General features: G+C 47.2%; 16 protein-coding genes. All 16 read right to left on the reverse strand.

The window, feature by feature from the left end; genetic code table 11:
- Positions 1–3 precede the first annotated feature (3 nt).
- Complete coding sequence (locus ACPUEY_RS08100) at positions 4–2,337, reverse strand: MMPL family transporter (protein WP_425121751.1); 2,334 nt, start codon at positions 2,335–2,337, stop codon at positions 4–6.
- Positions 2,312–2,896 carry an outer membrane lipoprotein carrier protein LolA gene (locus tag ACPUEY_RS08105; RefSeq protein ID WP_425121774.1) on the reverse strand — a complete coding sequence of 195 codons (585 nt, stop codon included), beginning with the start codon at positions 2,894–2,896 and terminating at the stop codon, positions 2,312–2,314. Before ACPUEY_RS08105 ends, ACPUEY_RS08100 begins: the two co-directional genes overlap by 26 nt.
- Positions 2,897–2,964: 68 nt before the next feature.
- Positions 2,965–3,384, reverse strand: a complete 420-nt coding sequence (locus tag ACPUEY_RS08110; protein ID WP_425121775.1) for an acyl-CoA thioesterase — start codon at positions 3,382–3,384, stop codon at positions 2,965–2,967.
- 19 nt (positions 3,385–3,403) lie between these two features.
- Positions 3,404–4,936 carry an HAL/PAL/TAL family ammonia-lyase gene (locus ACPUEY_RS08115; RefSeq protein WP_425121752.1) on the reverse strand — a complete coding sequence of 511 codons (1,533 nt, stop codon included), beginning with the start codon at positions 4,934–4,936 and terminating at the stop codon, positions 3,404–3,406.
- Positions 4,936–5,814: an acyltransferase gene (locus ACPUEY_RS08120; protein ID WP_425121776.1), complete on the reverse strand. Its 879-nt coding sequence runs from the start codon at positions 5,812–5,814 to the stop codon at positions 4,936–4,938. Before ACPUEY_RS08120 ends, ACPUEY_RS08115 begins: the two co-directional genes overlap by 1 nt.
- A gap of 55 nt (positions 5,815–5,869) precedes the next feature.
- A complete protein-coding gene (locus ACPUEY_RS08125) occupies positions 5,870–6,604 on the reverse strand; it encodes a glycosyltransferase family 2 protein (protein ID WP_425121753.1) in 735 nt (244 codons plus the stop codon).
- 12 nt (positions 6,605–6,616) lie between these two features.
- A complete protein-coding gene (locus tag ACPUEY_RS08130) occupies positions 6,617–8,287 on the reverse strand; it encodes an AMP-binding protein (RefSeq protein ID WP_425121754.1) in 1,671 nt (556 codons plus the stop codon).
- A 12-nt stretch (positions 8,288–8,299) separates the two neighbouring features.
- Entirely contained in the window at positions 8,300–8,854 is a 555-nt protein-coding gene (locus ACPUEY_RS08135) for a septation protein IspZ (protein WP_425121755.1), read from the reverse strand.
- Positions 8,851–9,099 carry an acyl carrier protein gene (locus ACPUEY_RS08140; protein WP_092820298.1) on the reverse strand — a complete coding sequence of 83 codons (249 nt, stop codon included), beginning with the start codon at positions 9,097–9,099 and terminating at the stop codon, positions 8,851–8,853. The genes ACPUEY_RS08135 and ACPUEY_RS08140 overlap by 4 nt, the downstream gene beginning before the upstream one ends.
- Before the next feature lie 9 nt (positions 9,100–9,108).
- A complete protein-coding gene (locus ACPUEY_RS08145) occupies positions 9,109–9,369 on the reverse strand; it encodes a phosphopantetheine-binding protein (protein ID WP_092820297.1) in 261 nt (86 codons plus the stop codon).
- Positions 9,366–10,175, reverse strand: a complete 810-nt coding sequence (locus tag ACPUEY_RS08150; protein ID WP_131274368.1) for a lysophospholipid acyltransferase family protein — start codon at positions 10,173–10,175, stop codon at positions 9,366–9,368. Before ACPUEY_RS08150 ends, ACPUEY_RS08145 begins: the two co-directional genes overlap by 4 nt.
- Positions 10,160–10,798, reverse strand: coding sequence for a beta-ketoacyl synthase chain length factor (locus tag ACPUEY_RS08155; RefSeq protein WP_425121756.1), 639 nt, complete (start codon positions 10,796–10,798; stop codon positions 10,160–10,162). The genes ACPUEY_RS08150 and ACPUEY_RS08155 overlap by 16 nt, the downstream gene beginning before the upstream one ends.
- 232 nt (positions 10,799–11,030) lie before the next feature.
- Positions 11,031–13,337, reverse strand: a complete 2,307-nt coding sequence (locus ACPUEY_RS08160; protein ID WP_092820294.1) for a RelA/SpoT family protein — start codon at positions 13,335–13,337, stop codon at positions 11,031–11,033.
- 29 nt (positions 13,338–13,366) lie between these two features.
- Complete coding sequence (gene rlmD / locus ACPUEY_RS08165; RefSeq protein ID WP_425121757.1) at positions 13,367–14,758, reverse strand: 23S rRNA (uracil(1939)-C(5))-methyltransferase RlmD; 1,392 nt, start codon at positions 14,756–14,758, stop codon at positions 13,367–13,369.
- Between the two features lie 6 nt (positions 14,759–14,764).
- Positions 14,765–15,586 carry a 3'-5' exonuclease gene (locus tag ACPUEY_RS08170; RefSeq protein WP_425121759.1) on the reverse strand — a complete coding sequence of 274 codons (822 nt, stop codon included), beginning with the start codon at positions 15,584–15,586 and terminating at the stop codon, positions 14,765–14,767.
- A gap of 20 nt (positions 15,587–15,606) precedes the next feature.
- Positions 15,607–16,527, reverse strand: coding sequence for a cysteine synthase CysM (gene cysM / locus ACPUEY_RS08175; RefSeq protein ID WP_180174432.1), 921 nt, complete (start codon positions 16,525–16,527; stop codon positions 15,607–15,609).
- Between the last annotated feature and the right edge of the window lie 99 nt (positions 16,528–16,626).

Genomic DNA, 16,626 nt, shown 5'->3' on the forward strand with positions numbered 1-16,626 from the left:
ACCTTATTCTTTCAGCTCTTTTGGCTGATACTGTTGAAGCACAACATGTCCGGCATCGGAAGATGTAAACAATGTTGCGTAGATAAATGAAAAAATAACCCCAAGTAATACCGTCAAGCCAAAGCAGTGAATGGCATAGGTATGGCTAAAGGATAATAACCCGAAACCTAATAAGGTCGACATCATACATAGGAATAAGGCCATGCCAACCACTTGCGGATGATCATGTCCGTGCCGGTAGAAAATGGCATAGTCCACCCCAATCCCGATAATCAGGAAAGTGCCCATGATGCTGAACAGATTGATTTCTACACCCAGCCAGGCCTGAATCGCAAAGGTGGTCATTAAGGCCAGACTGACCGGGAGCACCAAAGGCAAAATCGACTTGATGCCATAAATGATGCCCAAGCCAATCATCAGGCAGATTAAGGCTGAAACCAGTAACCACTGTGCCTGAATACGGTGCTGCTGGAACAGTTCGGACAACAGGTTCACCGGGCGCAATAGCTGTGCCTGCGGACTATTCAGCTGCTGCAAGGCAGCTACATCATGCACATTTTGCAGCAGCACCAGACGCTCGGTTGGGCTCATTTTTAAAAAAGCCAAAGGATGCTGACTCATTTCGGCTGGGCTGAGTAAAGGCTGCTGAGAAAGCTGCTTTTGCCAGGCCACCACCTCGGCCGGATTCAGCTGCAATGCCGTAGCGTAGTCCTGTAAAGCACTGGCTGGAATGGCTTGCAGCAATGCAATATTGTGTTGCTGCTCTGCTTTGGAGGGTAGCCATTGGCCTAAGGCCTGAACACCCTCCAGCTTGTTCTGGTTCTGCAAAACCTGCAATTTCTGTAGCAGTTGCTGTTCATTCTGTTCCAGCTGCTGCGTCGTATCGCCATGCACCACAAAGTATTCGCTGCTTTGCTGCTGCATAAAGCGTTCACGCACATACTGATCTTCCTGCTGGAGCGTCTTATCCATACTTTGCAGGTTACGGATATCATCATTGCTTTGCAGCAACAGCAGACTGCTGCCTGTAATCACGGCAATGATCAAGATAATGCCATAACGGAGACCCTTTCTGGCCTGTACCCAGGAGCGTGCCTTGCCAATAAAACTCAAGCGGCGAATCGCCGGTTCGGCATTTAAAGGCGGCAATCTTGGCAACAATAAAACGCTGGTGATCCATGCCGCAGCTAGTCCCACCATGGAAAATACGGCAATCTGCCTAAAGCCCGGAAATAGGGTAAAACTCAAGAAAATATACGCGACCAGAGTGGTCATCAGGCCCATAAACAGGCTGGGCAACAGCGGTTTGAGTACGGCAAAACCGTCAATCTGCCGATGCTGTGACTGCATGGCCATAAAGTAAAATGAAAAATCGACACAGACCCCGACCAGACTGGCCCCAAACACCAGGGTCATCAGGTGAATTTCACCAAAGACCCAATGGGTGATGGCAAAGGCCACCAGACAGCCGGTACCGACGGCAATCATTTCAGTCAGCATTGGACGAACCGAGCGGAAACCGAACAGCACCAACAGAAAAATCCCGATGGTCGAACCGACCCCAATGGTGGAAATTTCATTTTCCGCCGAGGTGGTGCCGAACTGCGCAAACAGCAAGGTACCGGTCCAGTGCGGCTGTACCTGCATCTGTTTCAGTTTTAAATTTAACTGCTCAATCCATGCAGCAGTTTTTTCCTGATAATCAATATTGTAAGGGCTATTTTTGAGCTCCAGAACGATAAGGCGGGAAATGCCCTGCTCATCGCGAATGGTGGCAAAGCCATCTTCAAGCTCAATATCCTGATTGTCCTGTAAACTGGACAAGCCCACGGCATAACGTGGAAATAATAAGAGCGGGTCTTGCTGTAACAGCTCAGCAGTCACCGGCATGCCCGGGCTCATGATCTGCAACAGGCCCTGTTCGCTCAGCGCGGCATAATCTTTTTGCTCCAGCAGCTTTTGATCCGCGGATGACAGCAGACCGGCACGATGCTGATATAACACCTGGGCAAACCTGTCACTGTCCAGCTGTGCATGTAGAGGTTGCCATAAATCTGTTGCCGCTACGCTCTGTTTAAACGTCGCTGTGGCTTTGGCCAATGCAGCATCATCTTTGGCATTCAGCACCACAAAGACCTTGTCATTCAGCTGCTGACTGACATATTGCTGCGCCCGTTCCAAGCGGGGATCATGATGGGCTTCCGGCAGTAAGGCAAAGATATTGGTTTGAATATGAATGTCTTTTTTCAACCAAGCCGTACCCAGCGCGATGGCAATCACGCTCAGTACAATCAGCCAGAGCGCAGTAAATTTATTTTGCCAGTTGGAAAAGTGCATTTTCCTCAGCCGTTAAGGTTTGGGGTTGGGTGGTTTGCTGGCTAAAGCGAATGCTGGTGCTGTTATTGGCTTTCTCGCGAATCACGATACGGTCCACATAACGCTGCCCTTGTGCATCGACCCGGACAAATAATTTCTTAAACAAACTGCTTTTCGGAGTTAAGGCCACATTCCACTGTGCTGGGCTATAACTGGCCGAAACAACATTGAAGTTTTTGGCCAAAGCTGCTTCATTCCCCGACATCAGCTGCAGGAACATGGTCGCGACCGAACCATAAGGAGATTTGTCAATTTCAATCTGGCTATGCGTGCGCTGGGTTTTCTGTACCAGTTTACGAGGGGTCACAATCAGGTCGGCTTTGACCGGAGTCTGGATTTTCCAGATTACGCCCTGTGACTTGGAAAATAACACCGTGCCTTTGGATACAAAGGTCTTGTTCATGCTTGCCAGTTTTTTTTGCTGTTCAAAATTGGCCCGCACGGTTGGCGTTTCAGAGAGCTGGCTAAAGATTTGTCTGAGCTGCGGATTTTGCGCATGCACTGCTTGCGACAGCAACATGGTCAGAGACAGCACTCCTGCCAGGAATAATCCTGCTGCACGTGGTAGATTGAGAAAGGTCATCTGCTTTACTCCGCTTTAAACTCAGACCAGGCGTGTAAACGCTGCAATAAAATTTGCGGTGACTGGAAACACATTTCACGGCTTTCAATATGTACCGCCACTTGGGTGGTATAGCCTTTGGTCAGCCTTTTGCCGCTTTCCACATCAAAAATCTGGTATTCAATTTTCAGGCGGTTTTCCCATTCTTTTAAAATGGCACGCACCCGAATTTTCTGCTCAAACAGGATGCCATGCGCATAACGTACATGGCTTTCAATCACCGGCCAGGCATAGCCGGAATCACGCATCTGCTTATAGTTATACTGAAACTGGTCCAGCAACTTGCAGCGCGCAATTTCAAAATACTTCAAATAATGCCCATGCCAGACCACGTCCATGGTATCCACATCATGAAATGGCACTTCAATCATTACATCGGCATGCATAGTCTGTTTCCCGTCACGTTTAGCGAACAAGTTCACTGTTCAACAATTCCAGATTTTCCAGGCGATCCACTAGTTGCTGCAACTCCTGTTGCAGTGGACGGTCTTCTACCACGTAGTCAAAGGTTTGTAATACCCAAACTTTAAAAGCAGTTAAGACTTCAGCTAACTTGCCATCTAAACCTTTTAAGTTCACCGCTTGCACGCTGGCACAGCACAAGGCTGCAATCACCTGTTCAGTCAGCACAATCACGCGGCTGGCATCACGCGCGGCAATAGTGCCCATACTGACCTTGTCCTGGTTATGACATTCGGTCGAACGCGAGAAAATGGAGGCTGAAAGGGTCTGTTTCAAGGCTTCTGCCGTCCATGCCGACACGCCAATCTGTACCGCTTTAAAGCCATGATTCAGCGGCAAGCGCTCATCGGTTGCCCCGGTTAAATTACGCGGCAAACCATTGTTCATTTTATAGTCGACCAGTTGCGCCAATTGCCGGTCCATGAGGTCGGCAATATTGGCAATCATGATTTTCAGGCTGTCCATGGCCTGCGCAATATGACCGCCATAAAAATGCCCACCATGCAACACACGCAAATTCACCGGATCAATCAGCGGATTGTCATTGCTGGAATTCAGTTCATTTTCAATAAACTGGCGTAGCCAAGGTTTAGAATCTTCAAACACACCAATAATATGCGGTGCGCAGCGTAGTGAATAACGGTCCTGCAGGCGTGAACTCTGATGCTCGGTTTGCACTTCACTGTTCAGCCAGTCACGCAGCTGTGCGGCAATATGCTGCTGGCCCGGATGCGGTTTTTGCGCAAACAGCACTTCATCAAAATGGCTCGGATTACCTTCTAAAGCCAAGACATTCAGTGCGGTAATGCAGGTGCTGGCCAAACTGATCTGTTCGGCTTTTTTATAGTTCAGACAGGCAATCGCGGTCATCACCGCCGTACCGTTCATCAGTGCCAACCCTTCTTTAGGACGCATAACTAAAGACTGCATGCCTTTTTCTGCATAGACCTGGCCAATCGGAACAATCTGCCCCTGATAGTAAACATCACGTTCACCGACCAAAGCACCGGCAATATAAGACAATGGTGTTAAATCTCCACTGGCCCCAACCGAGCCTTCGGAAGGAATCACCGGAATCACGTTTTCATTCAGCATCCACACCAGACGTTGCAGCAAGGCATGTGAAACACCTGAATAGCCACGTGCCAGCGAGCACAGGCGTGTCACCACGACTGCACGTGCGCTAATTAAGTCCAGGTTCTGACCCAGACCACAGCCATGAAAACGCGATAAATGCAAAGGCAGTTCATTGACCTGATGGGCTGGAATTTCCACCAGACAGGAATCGCCATAACCGGTGGTCACACCATAAATCACGCCTTCATCTTGCAGCAACTGATCCAGGAAATCGGCACCGCGTTGAATCAATTCGCACCATTCAGCCCTGGCCGGTAAAGCGACGGATTTTTCCTGACGCGCTACAGCGACGACATCTTCAATTGATAACGGATTTTCCCCAACAACTAAAACTTGCATTAATCTTTGTTCCAGAAATTATAAAAATTAAACCATTGATAGGGCGCACGAATACAGTGCTGCTCCAGTAATTCCACATATTTACGGGTTGTCGTCTGCATGGCTTGCAGACGGTTTTTGCGTGGAAAATTCAGCTGTTCGGCAATCGCGTGAATATGCACTTCAAAGTTGTCGGCCACGCGATAACAGAACACGGCGAGCACCGGAACTTTCAGCAAACTGGCAAGAATCCACGCCCCTTGCGGCCAGTTCGCGTCTTCGCCTAAAAATGAAATCGGCTGTACCCGATCCGACTGCACCGGCACACGGTCTGCCGCCACAATCACCCATTCTCCGCGATCCAGTTTTTCTTGCAACACCAAGGCTGTTTCAATCCCCAGTTCATCCACCGAAACCAGATTGACATCGGCATGGTCATTGAGCTTTTTAAGGAACTGGTTAAATTTGGTGGCATGCTTTTGATAGACCAAAACATTAATTTTTTGCGGATGTTCCGACTTAATGGCACGCAGCAATTCAATATTGCCAAAGTGCGACACCACAATCACCGCACCTTTTTGGTAATGCTCACGAAAATATTCATGTCCATGTAAAACCAGTTGCTGTTCCGGGATTTTACCCAGCCAGCCCTCAATTTTGTCCAGAATGCCTTCCCCAAACTGCATGAAATGCCGATAGCTCTGTGCCAGACTTGGTGGATGCGGGAAGGGAGAATTTCTACCTGCAAAATGGTGCAATCGAGTCAGATATTGCAGTGAAGCCTGACGTGCGGCAGCCGCAAACAGCCAGTACCATAAGATAATAAAATACATCAATACCCGACACAGCCATCGGCCACCCAGACGGTAGAACGCCAGCACAAGACTCAGTGAGGTCATGCCGCCACGTTCCTGAATATCACTCCATTTACCTGAATTCAGCTCGGCCACAGAATCAACCTTTTACTTTCTGTGCCAGCAATTTTGGCAAACGAATCAGCATCCCGCCCAGCAATTTGGCATGCGCCTTACTCATGCCCAGATTGTCTCGCCAGACATGGTAATGAGAAATACCGTCTTCTGGATAAATGACTTTGGTCGGCACATTGATAAAAGGCACATTGGCCCATTTAAGACGTACCAGAATTTCACTGTCAAAGCCCATACGTGGCTGAAATTTTGCCGAATCCAGCACTTTAATGGTTGAGGCTAAGGGATAGACCCGGAAACCGCACATGCTGTCCTTAATGTCAAACGACAGGCTGTTAATCCAGACCCAGATATGCGTGGCATAACGGCCATACAGGCGTTTTTTGGGCACTGATTCATCAAAAACCGGCTGTCCGATGACCATCGCATCTGGATGCTGTGCAGAAATATCAAGGAATTTTGCCACATCCTGCCAGTCATGCTGACCATCCGAATCGAGCTGCAAGGCATGACTGAAACCCAGCTTGTGGGCATGACGCAACCCGGTGATCACGGCCTGGCCTTTGCCCTGATTATGATGATGCTCAACCAATTCGACCAATGAATTCTTTGCAGCAATAGTATGTAAAAGCTGAGTACATGCGGCATCACTGCCATCATTGACCAGAATGATCGGTTTCTGAAACTGTTCCAGATGGGCGACCAAAGCCTCGATATAATTAGGATGGTTATAAACCGGAATCACAAAACATTGCTGCATATACATCTACCTTTAAATCTGATCGCTCGGCGTTTTAAACAGCAATCGTCCAGAGGCCAAGGTCTGATCCGCATGGGTGAGTTCAAAACTGACTTTGTGCAATTTTCTGGTCAATTGCAATTGCAGCACCATAAAAGGCTTGATCAGATCCTGAAACTTCAACTGCTCGAAACCATTGCACCATTCCAGATCGGCCCAGGTCTGGCGGGCAAAATGCTGAATAAACCCGATCTGCCCCACCCCTGGAAAAATAGGATAATCTGGAAAATGCCCCTTAAAGCATTCCAGTTCAGGTGAAAACTCCAAACGGTAGGATGCCGAATCCGCGACATGCTGTTGTTCCAATACAATAGGCAATAACATAGGCTGAAATAAGGATTTCATGTATTGTTTATTCAGCTTGGATTGGGAGTTTTGCGGTAATTGTGTCAAAAAACGCCACTGTCTTGGAATGGCAATGCTTTCCAGTTTGGCTTTCAGCTGGGCTTTTAAGGTCGCGACATACTGTACTTTGCTGCCATTTTGCAGTTGCTGTCTGGCCTGCTCTGACAATACTGCAACACAGGCTAAAATCTGGCGATGTTCCCGTTCCAGAATCAGCACATGACATTGTACGATGTCATCCAGCTCGACAATTTTTTGCTCGATGGCATCCAGACTTAAACGTTTTTCTTCCAGTTTGACAATCCGGTCCAAACGCCCCAACAAACGGAATGGACTTTTTAAATTGCCGGCTTCAACCAGTTCAACTTTATCACCGGTAAAAATCCAGTCTTCGCTAAACGCATGATTGGTTCTGACCTGGAGTTCCTGCTGTGCATTGGTCTTTATATCGACATTGGCAAAGGGTATCCACAAGGCATCATCCTGCTGGCGATGGGCAATCCCGCCGGTTTCGGAACTGCCAAACACTTCGGTAATGGTACGGTTCAGATAGGGTCTTACACCGGATTCCAGTTTCCCACCAGAGGAATACACCGTTAAACAGTCTTGCAGCAGCACATCCTGAGTCCAGCGTTTTAACAGTGCCGGACTGGAAATCACATAATTATCCATCTTGAAAACAGTTAATTTTTTCTGGATATCGGCGACATCTTCGGGGAAAGCCAGCTGTACTTGAAAAAAGCAGCGACCGCTGGCCAATGGCCAGAGCAACTTAAACAGCAGGCCATAAATATGCTGATGACTGACCGTGGCAATCGCAATCGCCTGCCCAGGCAACTGAAAACTGGCATCCAGCCCCTGTACTTCATTCAGCAACTGACGCAAGCTGCGCGGGATTTTTTTAGGCTGACCGGTAGAACCGGACGTATAAAAATAAAGCTGTGCCTGAGTCAGAAAGGCATCATCCAGATCGAGTTCAATCGGCTGGTTGTAGCTATGGGATACAGTCTGGCGCTGTAAAAAATAAACATTCTGCCCGGCCAGTTCTTTTTCCAGATCACTGACCCGGTTCGGAGGCAGCAGTACCTGTTTTTTGGCCAGTAGTGCTGCAAATAACAGCACTAAAAACTGGTAACTGTCAGGCTCCCAAAGCGCCCAACTTTCCTGTGAAAGTGCCTCAATGGCATGACGTTGTTGCATCACATCCTGCCAGAAATCCTGAAAGCGGATCTGGCTTAAATCAGGCCGAATACACAGCGGTTTCAGTGAATGGAGATGATTTTGAAAATGACACAACATAATATTCTGTTTTTATTCCTGAAGTTGATTTAAGCGCTGCTGTCGCTTACGCAAGATAAATTCGCCCAGTAGTAACAGCCCCATCAACACATAGGAAATAAAGCCATTATACAATACCCAGACCTGCATAGAGGCAAAGAGTATGGTCGCCAAGGCAATCAGGGCATTCAATACAAAAAAACCGCACCATACAAAGGTGACTTTTCGAGTCCAGATCACGCCAGCTTCGGGCAAATCCGGTTCTGCCAATCGGGCAAAACGCTCAATCATGGATGGGGGGCGGATTAAAGTCGAGGCAAAAATCATACATGCCCCCACACTCATCAACACCGGATACAGTTTTAGCCAGGCATGATCTTTTAAAATCAGGCTCAGGCTGCCACACAAAATGGCAAATCCGGTTAAGGGCCACAGCAAGGCATTGCCCTTGCTGAACAGGCGCAATAGGCCCAAAACAATCAGCAGGCTGCTGACCCAGACATATTGTCCATGTGCCAAACTATAGCCCACTAAAAAGGGATAGAGCATCAACCCGATTGCCACTATCCCTCTAAAGATCAGTTTCATGCAGCAGACATGTTCTGAATCACAGTCACCACATCCTGTACTGTGCGTACGCTTTTAAAGTCTTCAGGATTAACCTGTTTACCGGTCAATTCCTTGATTTTGACCACCAGATCAATCGCATCGATACTGTCTACGTCCAGATCGGTGGCTAAATTTGCATCCAGCTGCACATCTTCAGGGCTAATCTCAAACAGATCTTCCATCCATTCTCTTAATTTTTCAAGTACTTGTTCCTGAGTTAGCATCACTACCTCTTATGCCTGTTGCTGTGCTTCAACCAAAGCCACCAGACTTTGAATTGATTTAAAATGTTGTTTGGTTTCCGCCGATTCAGCATTCAAATGAATGTTGTAACGTTTTTTCAGTGCCAGGCCCAGTTCCAGTGCATCAATCGAATCCAGACCCAGGCCATCCCCAAATAAAGGTGCTTCGGTTTCAATATCATCTATGCTGATGTCCTCAAGGGCCAGAACATCAATAATCATTTGCTTTAATTCATCAGCAAGATTGCTCATTTTTTAGATAACTCTTGGTTAAAAAATTGGTGTAATTGATGATTCAGCTGACGCACGTGTTTCGGATTCACCGTTACATCCTCGAGCAGATCATCGACTTGTATGGCATCCAGTACCTTCACATGAATATGGAAAGGCTTGGAAGGAACGTGATACCACTTTTCATTCTTGGTTAAGGTTGACGGCGTGCAGCTAATCAATACGGGACGAATCGGCACGTTGGCACGAATGGCAATATTGGCCGCGCCGCGCTGAAATTCGTTCAGCAACTCGCCTTTTGCAGTCCGGGTACCTTCAGGAAAAATCAGCAACGATGCTGCCTGATCCTGCTTTAGCCTTGCCACGCAATCATGAATAAACTGTTCCGAACCGGCATTTAAAATATAACCGGCATTCTGCACCGGACCTTTGGTAAATGGATTTGACCATAAAGCCTGCTTGACTACACAGTTGGCTTGCTCCATCAGCCCAATCAGCACCACCACATCCACCAGGGTAGGATGGTTGGCAATCACCAGTTCCTGCTTACTGTGCTGTAATTTTTCCAGGCCTTCAATGTCATAGGTCATAATTCCGAGTTTTACCATCATTTCGGTAAAGCCCTTGAAGCTATGCTTAATGACTTTTTGGGTACGCTGCTGCCTTAAACCGGGATTCTGAGTAGACAGTTTCACTAAGGGTGCAATTAGCCCCCCAATGGCAACGCCGCCAATCCCGAAACTGGCGAAACTGAAACCGGTTGCGCCCACACGCCACAGGTAGTTGGCTTTTTGCTTGATTTGATCGCGCTTTAACATTTTTGCCATGCCTGAGTTTGAGGATAATCAAGACGCTGTTCAGATTGCTGCCAGAAATCATAAAAATTCTGCGCATCCATATATTTATGACGCTGGTTGCCTAGCGCATGCATATCCAGTTGCAGGTTGGGTGCTTCAAGACTCACCATTGCCGACATGGCAAAAGCGGTAAAAGGCTCAGCTTCGTGATAAATTTCCGGCAATGCCTCATCGTAATACACCACCAGAACACGTGGATTCGGTTGCGTTGCGGTTTTTAACCAGGCATAGGCTTCAATCAGGGCTTCACTCCACGAAGCCGCCAGACTGGTCGATGGGGTCGCATCCTGACATAAAATGGAATACAGTCCGGCAATCGCATTATGTACGGAAGTTGAAAACTGGGTCGGTGACGGCGTCTGATCTTGCAGTACATCGGCCAGAATTTTTAAAGTCTTATGTTCATCGCCATATTGTGAAGCCCAGACAATATAATCTGCCGATTTGGAATTCAGCGATTGAATGGCACTGCTTAACGCGAGTTTGGCAATCCCTGACAAACGTCTGCGCTGCATGGCTGGAATTTGTTCTAAGGCGGCAACGGTTTCATCGGCACGACTTATGCACAGTTGTGACACATTGATTTGAAGCATTGCCGTAATTTTCCATACCCTAAAATATTTTAGCTCGAGGCTATTTTAATAGGTCGGATTATAGCATTTGTAATAAAAATTACACAAAATGTATCTTGTATAATATTGAGTATTTAAAATTATAGTTTTGATTTCATTGTTTATTTTGTTTAAAAACCCTTAAAAAACCGATCAGGCATAAAAAAACCAGCAACAGATGTTGCTGGTTTTATGGCATCAGTACAATGCTAGATTAATTGCCTTGCACCAAACGACGCGCACTAATAATGCCCGGCTGTTGTTCCAAACGCGCCAAAAGACGGGATAACTGGGCCAGACCTTTCACCTCAATCAACAATTTCATGTTGGCAATACCATCCGCTTCAGAAATGGTATTCACCTGACGAATATTGATCTGATCCGAGAAAATCACTTGAGTCAGGTCTTTGAGCAGACCGCGGCGATCATAAGCCTCGACAACAATCTGTACACTTTGACCACGCGTCGGCTGCATTTCCCAATCGGCTTCGACGGCACGTTCAGGTTCCTGGGAAATCATGCGTACATAATCCGGACAGGCCACCTTGTGAATACTGACGCCACGATTCAGGGTGATATATCCCCCAATGGATTCACCATGCACTGGCTGACAACACTGGGCAATATGCAGTTCCACATTGTCCAGACCGTCAATTAAAATACCATGTGCAGACAGGGTATGGCTGGCACGCGGATTCAAGGTCGGTTTGAGTACCAATTCAGGCTCATCCTGACCGATATGCATATGACGGTTGACCTGATTGATCAGGGCATGCAGGCTAATGTCGCCATTCACCAGCCCGATCAGGATATCTTCACCCAACTTGACATTGAAGTGATTGCAATAGTCACTTAAATCAATGCTTTTCGGGTGAATCGCCAGGCGTGAAAGCTCTTTGTTGAGAATTTCACGGCCGACTTCCAGATTTTTACTGCGGTCTTGCTGTCTGAACCAGTGACGCAGCTTATCCCGCGCGCGGGCAGTTTTAATATAACCCAGCGAATTGACCAACCAGTCCCGGTTCGGCTCGCGATCTTTCTTGGTTAAGATTTCAACCTGCTCACCGGTTTTCAGGGTATAGGTCAGCGGCACATAGCGCTGGTTCACCCGTGCGGCATAGCACTTGTTCCCCACTTCGGTATGCACGTGATAAGCGAAGTCCAAAACAGTCGAACCACGCGGCAACTCTTTAATATCGCCATCGCGGCTAAACACATAAATTTTTTCAAAGCCTTCAAAGTCTTGAATCTGTTCAAAATTTTCTGGCTCATCCTCTACTTTATGCGCACTGGCATCATTGCGTTCCTGATAATGTTCCAGTACGGCACGCAATGAATGTAAACGATGATTGAAGGAATGATCGGTATTTTTGGCACCTTCTTTATAGTTGAAGTGCGAACACACCCCAAGCTCGGCTTCCTCATGCATATCCTTGGTACGGATTTGCACTTCAAGCGACTTGTTCTCTGCAATCACGGCAGTATGCAATGAACGGTAGCCATTGGCTTTGGGATTGGTAATGTAATCATCAAACTGATGCGGAATATGGCGCCAGATTTGATGCACAATGCCCAAGGAGTGATAACACTCGGGTACGGTTTTAACCAGAACCCGCACCGCACGGATATCGTACAGCTGGTCAAAGCTTAAGTTCTTGCTTTTCATTTTTCGATAAATCGAATAAATGTGCTTCACCCGTCCGCTAATTTCGGCTTCAATTCCATGGCTGGCCAGTTCGGTTTTCAGCTTATCAATCACAAACTGAATGTACTGCTCACGCTCCAGGCGTTTCTCATTCAGCAAGGAGGCAATTTCTTTATAACGTTCCGGGGCCAGATAACGGAAAGCGAGATCTTCCAGCTCCCATTTAAGCTGGGCAATCCCCAGACGGTGTGCCAAAGGCGAGTAAATGGTCAGAATTTCACGTGCAACACGTTCCTGACGTTCCCGAGAGGCTTGGGTCAGTTCACGCAAGGCGTAGGTACGTTCGGCCAGCTTGATCAGCACTACGCGAACATCTTCGGTCACGGCAATCAGCATTTTATAAATGCCGCTTAAATGTTCACGCTGGTTGTTATTAAAATGGTCTTCCAGACGCTTGTTTTTTTCAATCAGCTCGGACAGCTTACCCATCGCCAGTGTGCCTTGCACCAGGCCATAGACTTGCTCGCCAAAATGCTCCTGCACTTCTTCCAGCGTCATCACGCCTTCACGAACGCTACGATATAGCATTGCGGCAGACAAGGTCGCCTCATCGACATGCAGATGCGCCAGAATATCGGCCATTTCAATGCCGGTATAGAAGGTATTGGAACGATGGTTGACCGTACTTTGCAGTTCTTTCTGCAAAGTTAAATGCGCTACATCTTCGAGTTGTTTTAGCGCCGTATCATCTAATATGCCACGAACCCGATTTAACCATTCAGCCAAATCTTGTTGGGCTTGTTCGGCATGTTCTACAGTCGCTTCCTCCGACAACTCATTGAGACGTCCAGGAAGCTGCTCACGTACTGTGACCATACCCTACTCCTACTTTTTTACACTTCATATTATAAATCGTTTATTTCGTTGTATTTTTCGAATAAGGCAATAGATTCCACATGTCCCGTATGGGTAAACATATCCATTACCCCAGCCTTTTTTAATCGATAACCATGTTTTACCAGCACTCCCGCATCTCGCGCCAGTGTGGCAGGATTACATGACACATAAACGATTCTTTTTGCACCAAATTTGGGCACATAATACATTATTTCCTCCGCCCCTGAGCGTGGAGGATCAATCAATAATGCATCAAATCCCTGATTTGCCCAAGAATGATGCGCAAAATCTTTTGTTAAATCTTGTGAATAAAATTTTACGTGACTTATACCGTTTTTCTCGGCATTTTCTGCACCACGTTGAACCATTTCCTCACTTCCTTCAACAGCAACCACTTGTCCGGTTTCACCGACACAACGCGCCAAGGGTAAAGAAAAGTTTCCTAAACCACAAAACAGGTCGATTACACGCTCACCTTGCTGCAATTGAAGCAAATCACATGCCAGCTTCACCATCTGCGGGTTAATGGTGGAGTTGACCTGAGTAAAATCAAGCGGATTAAAGCCAAATTTCACATCAAATTCGTCCAAAGCATAATGCAAACGCATCGCCGCGGCCGGATCATCGACACGATGCAAACTGTCGCCCCCTGCAGGCTGCAAATACAGTTGCCACTGTCTGTTTAACGCAAACTGTTTTAATTGGTTGACATCATCGGATGACAATTTTTCAGTATGGCGCACCAGCAATGCAATATCCTGATCCCCCATGGCCAATTCTACATGACCAATCGCTGCTTTGCCCTTTAGACTTTGGAGTAATTGTTTGAGTTCGGTCATGGAACCAAATTTACGATCCAGCACCATACAGCGGTCAATCGGCGTCAGCTTATTGCTCTGGCGTTCACGAAAGCCCACCACCAACTGCTCTTTGGCTGGAATATAACGCACACCGATACGTGCTTTACGGCGGTAGTCTTCACGTTGTGAGCGTAAAGCTGCCAACCATTGTTCAGGCTGGATACCGGCAAAATGTTCCAGATGCGACTTCAAGACCTCCTGTTTCAGTCGAATTTGTTCATCTTGCTGAATATGCTGCATATTACAGCCACCACAAACACCAAAATGCGGGCATTGCGGCTGAACACGCAAATGCGAAGGCTCGCTCAGAATCTCTACGCAATCGGCTTCTTCTAAACGTTTCACCACATGGGTAATTTGTGCTCTAACCGTCTCCCCCGGCAAGGCATATGCAATAAAAACTTTTTTACCGTGCTTGTCACTCGGATGATCGGGATGCGATCCATAGTGCGCGATTCCCCGTCCTTCATGTGAAAGAGACTCAACCTGAAATGTGTAAATCGGATGCTGAGCTGGACGTGGCTTGGTTCTATGTTTCATGAATACCTAGGGTGTGGGAGAGATAAAATCTGTAGCGGTAAATTCGGTATGCTGTGAAGTTTCACGCCATACCTGAAGAAAATCTGCGTGTTGCGGTTGATGCTGTAAATACTGGATGGTGGCTTGAACCCAGTAACGGTGATCTTCAGCCAGCAATTGGCCTTTCAGCAATAGCCAGCGCAAATAGATCAGCCAGGTATTCAGCACATCGCCTTCACAGTAGCTGGTTAATTTTAACCACTGCTGTGCACGGACATATTCCGGAACATGGTAAGCACCATCACCGCGCTTGCCCGGAAATCCCAGCAGATGTGCAACATCATCCAGCTTCTGGAAATGACGGCCATTAAACATCGCCATGACATCCATTAAGTCGACATGACGCTGATGGTAACGGTTCTGGTAATTATTATAGCGCTTTTGCTGATCAATTTCGCCCTGATCGAACAAACTTGGTGCCGACAGGCCATGATACATGGCACGGAACAGAATTACCGGCAGATCAAACTGTGAACCATTCCAACTGACCAGAGTCGGATGGCGCTTATCAAAAATGGACAGAAATTTTTTTAAAATTTCCGCTTCGCTATACTGTTCGCGGCTAAATGAAAACAGTGTCATCGCCCCGTTTTCATCAATCCAGAGACCGGAAATACAAACAATTTCATGCAGCGGCAGACGCTGGAAATCCGTCCCTGATTCCTGACGGCGCAATTTCATTAACGCCTGCTCAAGATCTGCTTCGGGCAAATCCAGATGATATAAATGCGCACCTGACTTTAAATCGGTCAGCGTTTCGATATCAAAAATCAAGATAGGTAAGCGCATTTCATCTCACAGTTTTTTAATTATTCAGGGTCGACTACAGAGAACAAGCCAGTAGACAGATAGCGGTCACCACGGTCACAGACGATACAGACAATTACCGCCCCCGGATTTTCTTCCGCCAGTTTGATGGATGCCCAAACCGCACCACCGGAAGATGTACCAGCACTAATGCCTTCTTTGCGTGCCAATTGACGTACAGTTTTTTCCGCTTCAATTTGCGGAATATCCATAATCCGGTCAACGCGTGTCGGATCAAAAATGGTTGGCAGATATTCTTGCGGCCAGCGACGGATACCGGCAATATTTGAACCTTCAGAAGGTTGCAAGCCGACAATCTGAATATCCGGATTTTGTTCTTTTAAGAATTTGGAAATTCCCATAATGGTACCGGTGGTTCCCATGGAACTGACGAAATGGGTAATTTTACCGCCGGTTTGCTGCCAGATTTCCGGGCCAGTCGTCCGGTAATGGGCGTCCACATTGTCCGGGTTACCAAACTGGTTCAAGACCAGTCCTTGCCCTTCTTTTTCCATTTGCAGCGCCATATCACGCGCCTGTTCCATGTTTTCAGACTCGATCAGCTCAGCACCGTAAGCGCGCATGGCATCTTTGCGTTCCTGACTTGAACCTGCAGGCATAATGAGTTTCATTTTATAGCCACGCATGGCAGCAACCATGGCTAAGGCAATCCCTGTATTTCCGCTGGTCGCTTCAATCAACGTATCGCCTGGCTTGATTTGACCACGTTTTTCAGCTTGCATAATCATATTATATGCTGGGCGGTCTTTTACCGAACCTGCAGGATTGTTTCCTTCAAGTTTCGCCAATACTGTTGCTTGAGTGTGATTTGCCAGACGCTGTAAACGCACCAGAGGCGTTTTACCTACATAGTGGTCTAACAAAAATTCGTCTGCTTGAAAATCAGGGGTGGTATTACTCATTATTTGCACCTATATCGAGGTGCGCCTATTGTATGAAAAAATGCTTCCTCCTGCACCCATTTAGCAGGCTTTTTATTGAAAGTGATTAAAGCACAGCCG

The organism is Acinetobacter sp. G11, assembly GCF_049808495.1.
In the GTDB taxonomy this organism is placed as follows: Bacteria; Pseudomonadota; Gammaproteobacteria; order Pseudomonadales; family Moraxellaceae; genus Acinetobacter; species Acinetobacter kookii.